Origin of the sequence: Kineosporia sp. NBRC 101677, assembly GCF_030269265.1 — a bacterium.
GTDB classification, from domain to species: domain Bacteria; phylum Actinomycetota; class Actinomycetes; order Actinomycetales; family Kineosporiaceae; genus Kineosporia; species Kineosporia rhizophila.
In genome coordinates, this window is sequence record NZ_BSTA01000009.1 from 146,221 (window position 1) to 161,834 (window position 15,614).

The following is a 15,614-nucleotide window of genomic DNA, read 5'->3' on the forward strand; positions in this document are numbered from 1 at the left end:
GAGGCTAGCGCGGATCTTGCCGAACCGGGACGCCGCCGGGCGATCAGGCCTCCGGTTCGGGCTTTCCGGCCTTCTCGGGCACGTCCGGCGCCGGCACGTTGGTCAGCGCCTCGTCCTCCTCAGCCATCCGCGCGGCGGCCCGGCGCTTCAGCGAGCGGCGCAGCGACAGGTCCTGGATGGCCCGCTCGAGCAGTCCTTCGAGGTCGTCGGCGTCCCAGGGCACCAGCGTGGCGATGCCCGCGCTGACCCGCCCCTGCCAGGTCTCCTTCGGCAGCTTCAGGGTCTCGGCCAGGTGCGCCCGGATCCGCCGCTCCATCTCCAGGGGCGAGGTTCCGGTGCCGGGGCCGATCATCACGAACTCGTCACCGGCCCAGCGCGCCACCACGTCGGTCGCCCGGGTGGCCGATCCTAGTGCCTGCGCCACCGCGACCAGCACTTCGTCCCCGTCGCGGATCCCGTGTTCCTCGTTGATCCCGCGCAGCGTGTCCACGTCCACCACCAGCGCATGCACCGCATGTCCCTGCCGGCGGGCCAGGTCGATCATCGGGCGAGCCACCAGCTCCAGCCCCTTACGGTTGGCCACCCCGGTCAGCGGGTCCTTCACGGACTGCTCCATCACCTGCCGGTGCGCATCGACCAGGGCCATCGCCGCACTGGTGCGAGCCCTACGGACGGCTGCGGCCAGTACGCCGGCCGCGATCACCAGCAGCAGCACGTTCACCCAGCGCGCTGCCTCGTCGACGGTGAAGCCGCCCCTGGCGGCGGCGGTGGCGACGCACCCCACCCACAGTGCACCGCAGGCCGCCAGCACCGACCAGAACCAGTTCCGGGCCGAGACGACGCAGGCGGCCGCCGCGGCCACGATCAGTTCCGCGGCCGGCCAGTACTGGTCGATCAGCCCGGCCCGGGCGCAGGCCGCGCTCGCCGCCATGATCGGCACCACGGCGGCCGCGGTCTCCCGCCGCCAGCCGGGCAGCCGCCGGCTCGAGGCCATGAAGGCGATCAGCACGAACAGCAGGGCGCAGACGCCGTCGACGGCGATCAGCACCCCGCGGTACTGGATCTCCATGAACAGGCCGAGGACGGCGCTGACCGCATGGATGGCGGCGAAGCCGAGGCAGAGACGGGGCAGGCCGAGGCTGGTGGCGTCACCGGCTCTGGGCGCGAGGTAGGCAGGACTCACGAGGAGGGAATCGGCCGCGGGCGCACCCCGCTTGAGGTGACGTCCGTCCCACCGGTCCTGACCCACACGAACACCGGTTCATCCACAGGTGCGAGGTTCGGAGTTCAGAACTGTCGGAGGTGCGTGGCAGTCTCGGGTGCGTGACCACCACACCTACCGCCACCCGCAGCTCCGAGGTCCGCGCCCGTGCCGAAGAGGCACTGCGTGGGCTGGTCGGTTCGCCCCAGGCCCAGCTGCACGAAGACCAGTGGGTGGCGATCGAGGCGCTGGTGGTCGATCATCGGCGGGCCCTGGTGGTGCAGCGCACCGGCTGGGGTAAGTCCGCGGTCTACTTCGTGGCCACCGCGCTGCTGCGGGCGGCCGGGGCCGGGCCGACCATCATCATCTCCCCGCTGCTGGCGCTGATGCGCAACCAGATCGCCGCGGCCGAGCGGGCGGGCATCCGGGCGGTCACGGTCAACTCCTCCAACGCCGAGGAGTGGGCCGAGGTCTACCGGGCGATCGAGGCCGGCGAGGTCGACGTGCTGCTGGTCTCGCCCGAGCGCCTGAACAACCCGGACTTCCGCGAGCGCGCCCTCCCCCGGCTCACCGCGGCCACCGGCCTGGTGGTCATCGACGAGGCGCACTGCGTCTCCGACTGGGGCCACGACTTCCGGCCCGACTACCGGCGCATCCGCACCCTGCTGGCCGAACTGCCCGCGGGCATCCCGGTCCTGGCCACCACGGCAACGGCGAACCAACGAGTGACGTCCGACGTCGCCGAACAGTTGTCGGTCACCGGAACATCCACTCTGGACGACGTGCTGGTGCTGCGCGGCACGCTGGACCGGGCCTCGCTGCACCTGGCCGTGGTCGAGCTGGCCAACCCGGCGCAGCGTCTGGCCTGGCTGGCGGAGAATCTGCGCACGCTGCCGGGCTCGGGCATCATCTACTGCCTCACTGTGGCCGCCACCGAGCAGGTCGCCGAGCACCTGCGGGCGGCCGGGTACGAGGTCGCGGCCTACTCCGGTCAGACCGAAGAGACGCAGCGCCGGGCCGCCGAGGCCGATCTGCTGGGCAACCGGGTCAAGGCGCTGGTCGCCACCTCCGCCCTGGGCATGGGTTTCGACAAGCCGGATCTCGGCTTCGTGATCCACCTCGGGGCGCCGCCCTCGCCGATCGCCTACTACCAGCAGGTCGGGCGCGCCGGGCGCGGGCTGTCCCAGGCCACGGTGGTGCTGCTGCCCGGCCGCGAGGACCGCGAGGTCTGGAACTACTTCGCCGGCCTCGCCTTCCCGGCCGAGCACCAGGTGCGGGCCACGCTGGAGGCGCTGGCCGACCGCGAAGGGGCGATGTCCACCCAGTTGCTGGAGACCCGGGTCGACCTGAGCCGCACCCGGCTGGACATGATGCTCAAGGTGCTCGACGTGGACGGCGCGGTGCAGCGGGTGCGCGGCGGCTGGGTCAGCACCGGTAGGCCCTGGCAGTACGACGAAGACAGGTACGAACGGGTGCGGGCGGCCCGGCGGGCCGAGGAACAGTCGATGCTCGACTACGTCCACACCACCGGGTGCCGGATGCAGTTCCTGCGGCGCACCCTCGACGACGACGCGGCCGCTCCCTGCGGCCGGTGCGACCGCTGCGGCGGGGTTCAGCTCGACGTGAACGTGGCCGAGTCCGACGTGCAGTCGGCCGGTGAGGTGCTCGACCGTCCGGGAGTGCCGGTGGAGGCTCGCAAGCAGTGGCCCAATGGCCTGGCCGAGCTCGGCCTGTCCCTGAAGGGACGCATCGCTCCGGCCGAGCAGGCCGGGCCGGGGCGGGCGATCGCCGGTGTCACCGATCTCGGCTGGGGTGCGCAACTGCGGGAGCTCTTCGCCCCCGACACGCCCGACGGCGAGGTCCCGGTGCCGCTGCGGCACGCCATCGTGGCGGTGCTCGACCACTGGGAGATGCCCGAGCGGCCCCAGTGCATCGTGGTGATCGAGTCGTTGTCGCGGCCGCATCTGGTCCGCCACCTGGCCGAGGGCCTCTCCAAGTACCTCCGCCTGCCGATCGCCGCCCGCCTCGTGCCCGACCCGTCGATCCCGCCGGACGAGGGCACGGCCAACTCGGCCCAGCGTGTGCTCGCCGTGGCCAACCGGTACACCCTCGTCCCGGTCGAAGGCGCGCCTGGTCTAGAGGGACAGCCCGTCCTCCTGATCGACGACCGCACCGTCACCGGCTGGACGTTGACCGTGGTGGCCCGTCAGCTCCGCAAGGCCGGCGCCTCGGCGGTGTATCCGCTGGTGCTCGCGACCAACTGAAACGTGGCGCGGACTCCCGGGGGCGCCGGCGCTCGGCCCGCTTACAGAGTCGAAGCGGGCCGACGTGTGTCGGTGGGGTGCGGCTGCCCGCAGCTTGACGGCGGCTTTAGTGGTTGCGGTGGCTTGACGATCGGGCCCTGGCCGGGTTCCGAGCGAGGCCGGCCGCGTGTCGGGGCGACAGCGACTGGGCCCGACGCACGCCCTGTGCACAGACAAAGGCTCGGCCCTCGCCACCCCCGGGGAGAGGACGAACGCGCGGAGGGAAGCGCGTCGGCGAGGGCCGAGCCGATCAAGGGGTGTGGCCGTCCGGAAGACGACCGACACAGACGCGGCCCAGGGAACGGGCCGCTCAGCAGGGGGTGCTCCCTGGGCGAAAACCCGAGGCAGCACCACCGAAGTTCAGACCAACAGCACGACTTGCCGGCGGGAATCGTCTGTGAGGCGATAGCGGGCACTGCCCACCGTCAGCATCAACGCGCCCCGCTCCCAGGCCCAGGCCACGCTGCCCGCCACCATCGGCCGGGCCAGCAGAGAGCCGGCCACTGGAGCAACCACTGGAGCAGCCGCAGCGCCAGTCACGGCGTGATCAGCGGCACCGACCGAAGTTCCGATCGAAGTGCGGATCACCGGGCGGGAAGCAGCACCGGCCGGGCCGACTGCGGCGGAATCCATCGCATCGGACGGTCCAGCCAGCCACTCGGCGAACAACCGGCGTGACACAACGGACATCTCAACCAATTGATGCCTCAGATGCACGGTTTCACGCCGCACCTCGATCTCGGCGGGCGGCGCCGGCCAGCCACGACCGTTCAGCAGGTCGATCCGGAATCGACCGACCCATTCCATCGGGTCCACCCCGGACCAGGGATCAAGAATGCGCGGCCGACGATGCCCCGCGGCCACAGCACTCACCCCAGAAGTCGCATCAGGAACAGACCCCTGCCGCGGGAGTGCGCCGACGCCCGAAAGGTTTGGACGGGCGAAACTTCCTGCCCCCTGCGCCATTCCCGAATCACCGATCACACCAGGAACACGCGTCTCTGGACTTTCCACCGCCGAGCCCTCTCACGCGGACTGCACAACTCCCGACAGATCCCGGTTCTTCGAGATGACCTGCATCTAACTCCTTCGCCACCGAATTGACAACTATCAGAAGCGGTTTGCTGAAAAACTCGTGGCAAATCGCCGTCCGGCAATCGAACTCGTCAGTAGGTGATATTCAATTGCCTGACAAGAGGAATCAGATGGAAAGGTCTAGCGTCATGGCTGAACCGGCCGGAACCATCGGGATCGCCTTGCTGCGCCGCCACATCGGGCGGCATTTCGAGCGCCTGCGCGTGCAGGCCGGGCTCACCCAGGACCAGGCGGCCGAGCGGGTCGAGCTGAGCAAGTCCACGCTGATCCGGATGGAGAACGGCAACGACGGCGTGAAGTTCCGCGACGTGCAGGTCCGCCACATGCTCGACCAGTACAACGCCTCCGGCACCGACCGGGAGGTGCTGATGGCGCTGACCGCGGAGACCCGCCTGGGCCCGCGCAAGTCCTGGTGGCACGACTACACCGAGACCTCCCTGCCCCCGTGGTTCGCGATGTACGTCTCGCTGGAGGACTCGGCGGCGGTGATCCAGTACTACGAGCAGGAACTGGTGCCCGGTCTACTGCAGACCAAGAGCTATGCCGAGCGGGTCATGCAGGTCCCACCCGGCTACGTCGACGAGGCCGAGGCCGCCCGCCGGGTGCAGGCCCGGATGGAACGGCAGAGTCTGCTCACCCGGCCGATGGCGCCGCGGCTGGAGGTGGCGATCTGCGAGGCCGTGCTGCACCGGCTGCTGGGCATGGGCGAGGAGGTCGCCCGGGAACAGCTCGAACACCTGCTCGACGTCACGCAGCGGATGAACGTGGAACTGCGCGTGGTGCCCTGGGAGACGGGAATGCACGGTGGTGTCGCGAGTGGTTCCTTCATTCTTCTGCATTTCCCCCGCGACCCGTTCACGGACGAGCCTCTGGAACCACCAATGGCGTATTCTGACTCGCTGACTGGCGCCATGTATCTCACGAAACCGGCCGAGGTGCACAGTTACCGACTGGTCTGGTCGGACGTTCTCAATAACGCGCTCGATCCTGGCGCCAGCCGTTCGGTACTGACCACCTTCCTGGAAGGATTGCACAGTGACGGAGAACCCCACTCCCGAATGGTTCAAGAGCAGCCGCAGCGGTAACGGCAACGCCTGTGTCGAGGTAGCCACGAACCTGCTGCCCAGCACCGGGCAGGTTCTCCTGCGGGACAGCAAGAACCCAGATGTCGCGCCGTTCGCCTTCACTCGGGCCGAGTGGGAGGCGTTCGTGGGCGGGGCCCGGGACGGCGAGTTCGACATCTGAGCACCACCGCTCTTCGAACCGTGAGGAGCTCCCGCTGATCCGGAGGCCGGCGCAACCACGTGAAGTTCGCCGGCCTCCGTCGTAGCCCGGCATCAAAAGCCGGAAAAGAATTGCTGGCCGGCTGACCGGAATTTCCATCCTTATGAAACGAACTGCGTATTCCCGGGCCCACTGCTTCTAGGCGTAGTCATCGCCGGGTGAACAGTTCCTGACGGCCGAGAGGGTTTTCACCTGGCATTAGTCGCGGACAGCGACGAACTCTCACACCGTCTCGACCTCTTGCCGGGCCCGCCGGCGCACGTCACCGCTCAGCCGGTCCAGGTAGACCTTCCCGATCAGGTGGTCGCTCTCGTGCTGCAGACAGCGCGCGACCTCCCCCTCGCCGGTGATCTCGATCGGGGCCCCGGTCTGGTCCTGCCCGACCACGGTGGCCCGCCGGGCCCGGGCGGTCGGATAGCTGTGCCCGGAGACCGACAGACAGCCCTCGGGCCCGGTCTCCACCTCTTCGGACAGCTCGGTGATGCGCGGGTTGGCGACCACCGCCACCACGCCCTCGCAGTCCATCACGAAGAGCGCGTGACTGAGCCCGATCTGGTTCGCCGCCAGTCCCACCCCGCGGGCCTGGTACATCGACGCGAACATCAGCTCGACCGTCTCGGCCAGGGCCTCGTCGAACACCGTGACCGGGTCGGCCTTGGTGCGCAGGACCGGGTCGCCCAGCTGACGGACCGGAGCCGGCTTCGGGGCTCTTCTGACTGTCGTCCTCCGCTTCGCCACCCCCGAAGAGTACTCAGGAGCTCTTGGTCAGCGCCCCCGCCTTGTGCGCCGCCCGGTGGCCACTCTTGTCGCTCTCGACCACGTACATCGGCTCGTCCTCGCTGGCCGTGAACTTCTGCTTGGCGAGCTGGAAGTCCTTCTTCTTGACCTCCTTCACCACGCCGTGGGTGGCGCCCTGCGGAGTGTTCCAGGAGACCTTGTCCCCCACCTTGATCTGCGACATTGCAGCAGCTTGGCCCGCCTGCGCAGCGCCCGCGACCGGAGGCTGTTCCTTGGTGCGGTGCAGCAGCCAGTCGGTGTCGGTACGGATCAGCGCGTACCGGGACGAGCCGTCGCGCCCGTGCAGGACGAAGACGAACCGGCGGGGGTTGCGGTCTTCTTCTTCCCACCAGCCGATGTCGGCGATGAACTTGTTCTCGTCGGTGTAGGTGAGGTGGTCCAGATGGTGGTCCGGCACCGCCACGGCGAGGCGGTTGTGCCGCGGCGAGTCGGGCAGGCCGCGGGGCACGGCCCACGAGCGCAGCACCCCGTCCTGCTCCAGCCGCAGGTCGAAGTGCGGCCGGGGCACCCGATGGTCATGCAGAACGAAGGACGGTCGGCGCGCCGATGACTCCACCCTGCGATTTTGGGGCGTCCCCGGCTCACGCTGCATCATGTCCTGCGTGGTTGAAGTCGAGATCAGTGACGAGTACATCCCGCTCGGGTCGTTCCTCAAGCTTGCCGGGGCGATCGACAGCGGCGGGGACGCCAAGCTCATGATCGCCTCGGGCGACGTGGACGTGAACGGTGAGCCCGAGAGCCGCCGGGGCCGCAAGCTGCGCCCCGGCGACGTGGTGACCACTGCCTCCGGCAGCTGGACCATCACCCGGGGCTGAGCTCAGCAGCGTTCCACCTGGGCGAACGGGACCGTGAGCAGCTGCCGCCGGACCTGCACGTGGTAGCGGGTACGGCCGATCTTGATCACCTTCCCGGTGCTGCCCGAGTACTTGCCCGGGCAGATCAGCCGCACCCGGGTGCCGATCGGCAGCAGCGCCGCGGCCCGGCCGGTGACCGCCGGCTCGGGCAGCGCCCCCCGGGCCGCCACCGCCGGCTCGGGCCGGGCCGGCCGCACCCGCTGCTGCACCCAGCGCCGCTCGGCCACGTAGCTGGGGTGCATGGGCACCACCTCGCCGTTGCGCGTCCAGTCGAGCAACGCGCTCGGGTCGAAGGTGCGTGAGCACTCACCGCAGGACTGCACCCGGACCGGCTGACGGTGCCGGGTGATCGAGTGCCCCCGCGCGCAGGTGCCCTTCCACGGGCCCGGTGGACGCGGTGCGTCCACCGGGATGGTCCGGGTGCCCGAGCAGCCGATCTGGCGGGCCTTGGCCTGCCAGACCTCGTCGTGCCCGTGGTGCGGGCCGACCAGTGCGTGGGCGATCTCGTGCAGCACGGTCTCGGTGACCTCGGCCCGGCTGTGCAGCTGGGCGAGGACCCGGCTGAGACCGATCTCGCGGGGTTCGGCCCGGCAGATGCCGGCCCGCGTCTTGGCGTTGTCGAACACGAGCCGCCAGCCGGAGAGCCCGTGATGCCGCATGAGCCCGACCGCGAGTGCCCGCGCCTGGATGAGCTCCACCCTTGCCGCTCCCTACCGACGATCCTCAAGGTGGAGATGAGACTAGGCGTACCCACCGACAACTTGGGCCTCGCCGGGCGATTCTGTGGAAAAGTTCTTCGGACGGCGAAGGTCACTGTCCGCCACCACTTTTCAACCGCAGGCAATCAGGCGTACAACGCCCTGCGAAACCCCGCAGGTCTACCGCGTGGAGCGGGCCAGCCGGATCGCGGATCTGACCTGCCGGCGATACTCAGCGCGAGCCTTCGGGTTCAGGCTGAGTGCACCGGCATGGGCCGGATCGGTGCTGTTGAAGTACGCCTCGTAGGCCAGGTTGGCCCGGTTCTCCCGGAAGAAACCGAACATCTTGCGCATGTAGTTGGCGTTGTCCCCGCCGCCGTTGCCCTTCCAGGCGTAGCCCGGGTACAGGCCCCACTCCGGCACGGTCAGCCGCTTGCCCTTGGCCTTGGCGAACCGGGCCCAGTAGCGCAGCCCCTGGTTGCCGTTGAGCTGCTTCTCCCAGCCGGCCTTGGTGGTCACCGCCGGGTATCCGTCGTAGCTGTCGATGCCCACGTAGTCCACGTACTTGCGCCCCGGCCAGGCCTTGGTGGCGTCGCTCAGCGCGTCGCCGATCCCCCGGTTCACCGACCAGTCCCAGCGCAGACCCGGGGCCTGCGACTCGGCCGAGTTGAACACGTGCCGCCAGCACTTCACGAAGTGCACCGGGTTGTAGGCCGCCCAGGCCACCCAGGTTCCGTTGAACTCCCAGGCCAGGCGCACGATCGTGCGGTCGGCCGAACCGGTCGCGGCGGCGTTGCGGCCGAACGTCTGCCAGTACTTGTTGTACTTGCCCCGGGCACAGGCGGCCAGGGTCCAGCCTCCGGTCTCGGGGAAGGGCGCGGTGCTGATCACCAGGGTCTGCGGCGCCCCCTTCCAGGTCTGCATCAGCCATTCCGGGTTGGAGATCTCGGTCCAGTTGGCCCGGCCGGCGTAGGTCAGGGCCACGTCGGAGGCCGCCCCCCGCTGCTCCCCGAAGTCGACCTGGGCCGAGGGCACGTAGTCGGGCATGTAGGCGCCGCTCGCCCAGGCCATGCCGGACTGCTTCTTCGGCAGCTTCGGCGGCGTGGCGGCGGTCGCCGACGTGGTCGTCCCGATCATGGTCAGGGTGGTGGCGGCGAGCATCGCGGCCCCCACCGCACCGACGGAACAGAGGACCGAGCGTCTGATTTTCACGACATCCCCAAAGCGCAGAGCGAGCAACGGCTTACCGTTCGTGACGGTAGCACTCCGCTCTGTAACTAAAGTGGCGGACGTGTCCCCCGGTCGGCTGAGTCACTGCTGGTCAAAGCAGGTCAGCAGTGAGCACTGTGACGGCGTCGGACCAGGCCAGCGGGGCCGGGCCGGCCGGGGCCCCAGCACTGGTCACCTTTTCCGCGATCGAGCCGTAGGCGGTGCGATGGTCGCGCAGCCAGTTCATCCGCCACGTAGCGCTACCGGTGTCGCCGATCGCCGCGCCGGTCAGGGCGAACAGGGCGGTCTGCGGCGTCCAGCTGATGCCGTCGTTGCGCCAGCCCACTCCCGGCGCCAGCCCACCGGCCGGTCGCGCCATCTCACGCCCAGCCTTACGCCAGGCCCGTACGACCGCTGGGGAGGCCTTGGCGGTGAAGGGAGGCAGCAGGAACGAGAGCGATGCGTCTGAGGCGTCCCCGCCCAGTTCCCGGGGGTAGCCGTGGGCACCGAACTCGGTGGCGATGCTCTTCTCCAGCCGATCGGCCCGGCGCTCAGCCGACCTCGCGGTAGTACGGGCGCCGAGCATGCCCTGCAACGCACTTGCCGACCGTAGGCCCAGGGCGATGGGGGCAGCAGTGCCCAGACTCAGCCGGTACATCGGCACCTCCCAGTAGTCCTGGGAGTGCGGAGGGAGGGCATCTGCCGTGTCGGTCAGGCGGAGCGCCGCGTCGGTAGAGGAATCGATCATGGGGCGCAGCGTGGTCAGAACCGCTTCGCGATCGGCCTCAGGCAACGACTCGACCAGCCGCAACGTCGCCCACAGCACCCAGCCGAGACCGTCCGACTGTTTGCCCCGGGCATCGGGCACCCCGGTCTCGTCCGGCAGGTAGCGCGCCTCGAAGACCCCGTCCGAGGGTTGCTGCCGCTGCACGAACTCCAGCACTCGCAGCGCGTCTTCCGGATGCCCCGAGACGGTGAGAGCTACGGCCACGAAGGCCGCGTCCCTGGGCCAGACGTACCGCCAGGCTCCCGGCCAGGCCGCCAGGGAGGCACCGTTGTCCAACAGGAGCGTGTGGATGTCCAGCAGCGCAGTCTCGACCATCTCCGCGTAGGGCCCGCCGGCCCCCGGAATCGTGCCTGACTCGACCCACTCCCTCTGCTGCGCGGCCAGCGCGGCTGACGCCGACGCGTCCTCTGTTGTGACTGTGGTTCTGGTCAGCAGCGCGGCCGAGTCGGGGGTAAGCACGCGGGTGCCGGGGTAGAAGTCGACCACCGATGGGTCGGTCTCGGGAGAGATGGGGATGCGAGTGCCGTCTGGTCCGATCCCCACCACCTGGGTAAGCAGGGGTGCCGCCAAGTTCGCGGATCGCTCCCGGCGCTGCTCCAGCCGCATGACCCCCGCGGCCAGCACGAGCATCACGGTCACCACCGTCACGATCCGCAGAGCTTTCTGGCTTGAGGACGCTCGTGGGCCTGGACCGTCGACGGCGGCGCCCGCCGCTGTGGTCCGGTCCCCGGCATCCGTGCCGGAGACAGGTTCGGAGGCAAGATCGACCGGGCTCACAAGCCCACTCTCCCAGGAACCACACCGCTGCTCAGCCCCAGGTCTCGACTCAAACGCGACGCCAGTCGTCCGCCTTGAGGTGCGATCCGCCCTGCGGGCCCATGTTGAGCATCCCGCCGTCCACCGACCAGGAGGCCCCCGTGACGTAACTGGCCGCCGGGGAGGCCAGGAAAGCAATCACCGCGGCCACCTCGTGGGGATCGCCCGGACGGCCCAGAGGAACCCCGGGACGACTGATCGTGTGCGGGTCCACGCCCTCGGTCCGGTTCATCGCCGTGGCGATCTCGCCGGGCGCCACGCTGTTGGCCGTGATCCCGTGTTCGCCGAGTTCCAGCGCAGCGGTCTTGATCAACGCCCCCAGCCCGGCCTTGGCCGCGTCGTAGGCCGCGGCCCCGACCCGCGGCTGATGCTCGTGCACGCTGGTGACGGCGATCAGGCGACCGCCCTCCCCGGCCTCGACCATCGCCCGCGCGGCGGTCTGCAGGCACACGAAGGCGCCGTCCAGGTCGACCGCGACCACCCGCCGCCAGGTGTCCAGCTCCATCTGCAGGAACGGCGAGGCCTGCCCCATCCCGGCGTTGTTGACGAACACCTGCAGCCCGCCGAGCCCGGCGATCAGCGCCTCGATCACCGCCGCACACGATCCGGGGTCACCGGTGTCCAGCCGGGCCAGCACCGCACGCCGGCCCCGGGCCTCGATCTGCGCCGCCACCCGGGCCGCCGCCGCCTCGTCGTCGAACCAGGTCAGCCCCACGTCCAGACCGGCCTCGGCGAGCGCCAGGGCGGTGGCCCGGCCGATCCCGGACTGCGCGCCGGTCACGATCGCGGTGCGCGGCCGGAAACCATTCGGTGCGCTCATCGTCAGCCTCCAAACACGTAAGGGCGGATCGTGCCGAATTCTGCACGATCCGCCCTGGCCACGACGTGGAGCTGAATCAGGAACGGGTTTCCTGCACCCGCTCCTTGGCCTGGACACCCTGGTCCTTGACGTCCTGCCCGGCCGAAGCGGCCTCGTCCTTCACCGTCTGGGCCGCCTCACCGGCGGTGGAGCGCACCGACTCGGCAGCCTCCTGGGCGCTCTCGCGCAGGTGCTGGCCGACTTCCTGGGCCACCTCGGAGGCCGGGCCGGTGAGGGTCGAGGCGTTCTCCTTCAGCGCCGCCACGGCCTCCTCCTCCTTGCGGGTGGCCGGCAGCAGCGAGCCCAGCAGCATGCCCGCGCCGAAGGCGATCAGGCCGGCGGCGAGCGGGTTGCCCTCGGTGCGGGCCTTCACCGCACCCGGGGCGGCCGCGATCGCCTCCTGCGAGGTGGCGGCGGCCGAGGCCACGGCCTCCTGCGACGACGAGGCCGCCGAGCCGACGGCGCTGCGGGCGTCCCCCAGGGTGGAGGACGCGCTGTTCCCGGCGCTCGAGGCGCTACCCATGACCTTCTCCTTCGCTGTGCCGGCGGTACCCATCACCCGGTCGCGGACGCTGCCCACGGCGTCGCGGGCCTTGTCCGCCTGACGCTTGGCGACATTGCTCGGCCGGACCGTCTCGGCGAGCGTGTTGACGTCGGTACTCAGTTCCTGGCGGGTGTTCTCGATCCGCGCCCGGATCTCTTCGGGGGTCTCGTTGCGCGGGGTCTCACTGCCGTAGGTCGGCTGGCTCATCGCACGTTCCCTTCGTTGCCCTTGACCGCATCCGGGATGCGCTTCACGCTGTCCGCGGTCCGGCCCAGGCCGGGCGCCGCCTTCACCTGGTTACGGCCCAGAACGCCCAGCACGGCGGCGATCACGGCGAGAACCACCGCCACGATCAGGCCGGACCAGCCACGGCCGATCTCGTTGCCCAGACCCCACCAGATCGCGATCAGCAGGAACACCACCGCGAGGTGGCCGACAACCCCTGCGGCACCGAGCATTCCGGCGCCCTTGCCCGACTGCTTCGCCGACTGCCGGAGCTCGGCCTTGGCGAGCTCGACCTCCTGGCGCATCAGGGTGGACAGGTCGCGGGTGATGTCGCCGAGCAGTTCACCGATCGACGGCGTCTCACCGGTGGGGGTGGGACGGGGCGCCTGGGCGTCGGGCGTGGTGGTCACAGCCCCTCCCGGCGATCAGCCGGGAAGCTGGTGCCCGGAACGGTCTCTTCGTAGCGCTCGTACGGCACCGGGTCGGCCAGCGGGTCGACGACCGACTCGGCCGGAGTGGGGTGCGGGTAGCCGGGCACCGGAGCCCCGGTGGTCCCGGCAACCGGAGCAGCCGGCGCGGGCGGGGTCGCGAACGACGGGCCGGTGGTGTAACCCGTTGCCGCAGAGGTGGACTGGGACTCGTTCTTGGCCTCGCTGATCGCCCCGCGGGTGAGCCGCCCGGCGATCAGGCCGGCCCCGGCCGCGATCGCCAGGAACGTGCCCGGACGGCGGCGGGCGAAGTCGGTTACCTCCTGGAGCACGCCTCCCGGGTCGCGCTGGTCCAGCCAGCCGGCCACGTCACTGGCCCGGCCGGAGGCCTCGCGCACCAGGTCGGAGGCGGGGCCCGCGTTGCCCCGGTCGGCCATCGAGGCCAGCTCGGTGCTCAGCGAGCGGATGCTCTCGGCCAGCCGCTCCTGCTGCGTGGCGGCCTGTCCCTGCAGCTCCTGACGGGTCTGCTCGTAGAGGTTCTTGGCCTGACCGGCGGCCTCCGAGGCCACGGTGGAGGCCTGCTCGGAGGCGACCGAGGCGACCCGGCGGCCGGCTTCGGTGGCGCCCTGCCCGACCTGGGCGGCCTGCTCCTTCGCCACACCGGGCGTGGACTCGCTGGAAGACCCTGCAGAGTAATCGGATTCGGGGTAGGTGGTACGCGGGGGCGTACTGAACTGGTCGGCCATGTCAGCCTCACAAGGGGTTCGGTTCCTGAATTCCGAGCGGCTGGTCTGCACTCGCCGATGAGCCTCGCACCACAGATCCACCGCGCAACCGCACAGGTACCCACCAAACCGGCGGCAACCGGCCACCCGAAGGTGAAACCGGTTGCCGCGAAGTGGATCAGGAGTGGATCAGCCCAGTTTTCCGGCCAGTCTCAGGTGCATCGCCTCGCTGGTGGGATTCATCCCGACGATGGTGACCTCCTTGCCGCGGGCGGCGTACTTGGTCGAGATCGCGTCCATCGCCGCCACCGACGAGGCGTCCCAGATCTGGGCCGTGGTCAGGTCGATCACCACCCGCTGCGGGTCACCGGCGTAGTCGAACTGGTGCACGATGTCGTTGCTGGAGGCGAAGAACAGCTGCCCGTGCACCTGGTAGGTCTTCAGCGAGCCGTCCTCGCTGGTCTGCGCAGTCACCGTGACCAGGTGGGCCACCCGCCGGGCGAACAGCACGCTGGCCGCCAGCACCCCGATGATCACGCCGTAGGCCAGGTTGTTCGTGGCCACCGTGACGGCCACGGTGACCAGCATGACCAGGGTCTCGCTGCGCGGCATCCGGCGCAGGGTCGCCGGGGCCACGCTGTGCCAGTCGAAGGTGGTGGCCGAGACCACGACCATGACCGCCACCAGGGCCACCATCGGCATGTCGGCGACCACCGGGCCGAGCAGCAGCACCAGGACCAGCAGCCAGGCGCCGGCCATGAAGGTGCTCAGCCGGTGCCGTCCGCCGCTGTTGACGTTGATCATCGTCTGGCCGATCATCGCGCAGCCGCCCATGCCGCCGAACGCCCCGGCGGCCAGGTTGGCCACCCCCAGCCCGGCCGCCTCGCGGGTCTTGTCCGAGCCGGTGTCGGTGATGTCGTCGACCAGCTTGGCGGTCAGCAGCGTCTCCAGCAGGCCGACCAGGGCCAGGCCGAGCGAGAACGGCAGGATCAGGGTGAGGGTGTCCATCGTCCAGGGGATGTCCGGGATCCCCGGCAGCGGCAGGCCGTCGGGCAGCTTGCCCTCCTCCCCCACCGTCGGCACGTGCATCCCGAAGCCGATCGCCAGCGCGGTCACCACCACGATCGAGATCAGCGGGGCCGGTACGGCCTTGATGAACCGGGGGGCGAACACGATGATCACGATCGAGAGCACCAGCAGCGGGTAGACCAGGGCGGGCACGTCGAACAGGTGCGGCAGCTGGGCGCTGAAGATCAGGATGGCCAGCGCGTTGACGAAGCCGATCATCACGCTGCGCGGGATGAACCGCATCAGCCGGGCCACCCCGAGCAGGGCCAGCGCCACCTGGATCAGCCCGCCCAGCAGCACCGCGGCGATCACGAAGTCCAGCCCGTGCTCCTTGGCCAGCGGGGCGATCACCAGCGCGGTCGAGCCCGCCGCGGCGGTCACCATGGCCGGCCGGCCGCCGGTGAAGGCGATCACCACGGCCATCACGAACGAGGTGAACAGGCCCACCCGCGGGTCCAGCCCGGCCACGATCGAGAACGAGATCACCTCGGGGATCAGCGCGAACGCGGTGACCAGCCCGGCCAGCACCTCGACCCGCAGCACCGTCCAGGAACGCAGCCACTCGGGTCGGCGAACCCCCTCCGGGCCACTCACGGGGCCCGGCGGATCGGTCAGGACGGCACTCATGGTCAACCTTTCGGGAAGCTCAAAACCGAGCGTGACTCTAACGCGGCGGCACAGTTGGCTCTGGCCAAAGGGAAGTCACCGCCGAGTGAGCTG

16 protein-coding genes and 1 pseudogene are annotated in these 15,614 nt (G+C 70.0%); 4 read left to right on the forward strand and 13 right to left on the reverse strand.

Features of this window, described 5'->3' with window-relative positions:
• Nucleotides 1-43: 43 nt before the first annotated feature.
• Nucleotides 44-1,183 carry a GGDEF domain-containing protein gene (locus QSK18_RS25135; protein ID WP_232813742.1) on the reverse strand — a complete coding sequence of 380 codons (1,140 nt, stop codon included), beginning with the start codon at nucleotides 1,181-1,183 and terminating at the stop codon, nucleotides 44-46.
• A gap of 140 nt (nucleotides 1,184-1,323) precedes the next feature.
• Between QSK18_RS25135 and QSK18_RS25140 the strand changes: the two genes are divergently transcribed.
• The gene (locus QSK18_RS25140) at nucleotides 1,324-3,465 is read left to right on the forward strand and encodes a RecQ family ATP-dependent DNA helicase (RefSeq protein ID WP_285623994.1); all 2,142 of its coding nucleotides are present in this window, start codon (nucleotides 1,324-1,326) and stop codon (nucleotides 3,463-3,465) included.
• A 399-nt stretch (nucleotides 3,466-3,864) separates the two neighbouring features.
• On the opposite strand, the gene QSK18_RS25145 is transcribed toward QSK18_RS25140, so the two are convergent.
• A complete protein-coding gene (locus QSK18_RS25145) occupies nucleotides 3,865-4,311 on the reverse strand; it encodes a hypothetical protein (RefSeq protein WP_232813740.1) in 447 nt (148 codons plus the stop codon).
• A gap of 416 nt (nucleotides 4,312-4,727) precedes the next feature.
• On the opposite strand from QSK18_RS25145, the gene QSK18_RS25150 reads away from it, so the two are divergent.
• Both QSK18_RS25150 and QSK18_RS25155 read left to right on the forward strand, forming a co-directional pair.
• Nucleotides 4,728-5,684 (forward strand): helix-turn-helix domain-containing protein, encoded by a 957-nt coding sequence (locus QSK18_RS25150; RefSeq protein WP_232813739.1) that lies wholly within the window; start codon nucleotides 4,728-4,730, stop codon nucleotides 5,682-5,684.
• Complete coding sequence (locus QSK18_RS25155; RefSeq protein WP_232813738.1) at nucleotides 5,635-5,844, forward strand: DUF397 domain-containing protein; 210 nt, start codon at nucleotides 5,635-5,637, stop codon at nucleotides 5,842-5,844. The genes QSK18_RS25150 and QSK18_RS25155 overlap by 50 nt, the downstream gene beginning before the upstream one ends.
• 261 nt (nucleotides 5,845-6,105) lie before the next feature.
• Here the strand turns inward: QSK18_RS25155 and def are convergent, their stop codons facing one another.
• From def to QSK18_RS36030, 3 genes and pseudogenes are all read right to left on the reverse strand, one after another.
• Entirely contained in the window at nucleotides 6,106-6,621 is a 516-nt protein-coding gene (gene def, locus QSK18_RS25160) for a peptide deformylase (RefSeq protein ID WP_285623999.1), read from the reverse strand.
• Nucleotides 6,622-6,634: 13 nt separating this feature from the next.
• Nucleotides 6,635-6,844, reverse strand: coding sequence for a hypervirulence associated TUDOR domain-containing protein (locus QSK18_RS36025; protein ID WP_352396647.1), 210 nt, complete (start codon nucleotides 6,842-6,844; stop codon nucleotides 6,635-6,637).
• Nucleotides 6,845-6,883: 39 nt separating this feature from the next.
• Nucleotides 6,884-7,273 (reverse strand): annotated as a pseudogene (locus QSK18_RS36030) (DNA polymerase ligase N-terminal domain-containing protein); the annotation flags it as partial.
• 1 nt (nucleotide 7,274) lies between these two features.
• Between QSK18_RS36030 and QSK18_RS25170 the strand changes: the two are divergent.
• On the forward strand, nucleotides 7,275-7,496 hold the full coding sequence (locus tag QSK18_RS25170) for an RNA-binding S4 domain-containing protein (RefSeq protein ID WP_232813735.1): 222 nt from the start codon (nucleotides 7,275-7,277) through the stop codon (nucleotides 7,494-7,496).
• A gap of 2 nt (nucleotides 7,497-7,498) precedes the next feature.
• On the opposite strand, the gene QSK18_RS25175 is transcribed toward QSK18_RS25170, so the two are convergent.
• From QSK18_RS25175 to QSK18_RS25210, 8 genes are all read right to left on the reverse strand, one after another.
• Nucleotides 7,499-8,233 carry a SprT-like domain-containing protein gene (locus tag QSK18_RS25175; RefSeq protein ID WP_285624008.1) on the reverse strand — a complete coding sequence of 245 codons (735 nt, stop codon included), beginning with the start codon at nucleotides 8,231-8,233 and terminating at the stop codon, nucleotides 7,499-7,501.
• Between the two features lie 180 nt (nucleotides 8,234-8,413).
• Nucleotides 8,414-9,445, reverse strand: coding sequence for a glycoside hydrolase family 26 protein (locus QSK18_RS25180; RefSeq protein WP_232813733.1), 1,032 nt, complete (start codon nucleotides 9,443-9,445; stop codon nucleotides 8,414-8,416).
• 109 nt (nucleotides 9,446-9,554) lie between these two features.
• Complete coding sequence (locus tag QSK18_RS25185; RefSeq protein WP_285624012.1) at nucleotides 9,555-10,877, reverse strand: glycoside hydrolase family 15 protein; 1,323 nt, start codon at nucleotides 10,875-10,877, stop codon at nucleotides 9,555-9,557.
• Between the two features lie 178 nt (nucleotides 10,878-11,055).
• Nucleotides 11,056-11,865, reverse strand: a complete 810-nt coding sequence (locus QSK18_RS25190) for an SDR family oxidoreductase (protein WP_232813731.1) — start codon at nucleotides 11,863-11,865, stop codon at nucleotides 11,056-11,058.
• Nucleotides 11,866-11,941: 76 nt separating this feature from the next.
• A complete protein-coding gene (locus tag QSK18_RS25195; RefSeq protein WP_232813730.1) occupies nucleotides 11,942-12,655 on the reverse strand; it encodes a DUF3618 domain-containing protein in 714 nt (237 codons plus the stop codon).
• Entirely contained in the window at nucleotides 12,652-13,083 is a 432-nt protein-coding gene (locus QSK18_RS25200) for a phage holin family protein (RefSeq protein WP_232813729.1), read from the reverse strand. Before QSK18_RS25200 ends, QSK18_RS25195 begins: the two co-directional genes overlap by 4 nt.
• The gene (locus tag QSK18_RS25205; protein WP_232813728.1) at nucleotides 13,080-13,760 is read right to left on the reverse strand and encodes a hypothetical protein; all 681 of its coding nucleotides are present in this window, start codon (nucleotides 13,758-13,760) and stop codon (nucleotides 13,080-13,082) included. The genes QSK18_RS25200 and QSK18_RS25205 overlap by 4 nt, the downstream gene beginning before the upstream one ends.
• Before the next feature lie 255 nt (nucleotides 13,761-14,015).
• Nucleotides 14,016-15,521 (reverse strand): SulP family inorganic anion transporter, encoded by a 1,506-nt coding sequence (locus QSK18_RS25210; RefSeq protein ID WP_232813727.1) that lies wholly within the window; start codon nucleotides 15,519-15,521, stop codon nucleotides 14,016-14,018.
• Between the last annotated feature and the right edge of the window lie 93 nt (nucleotides 15,522-15,614).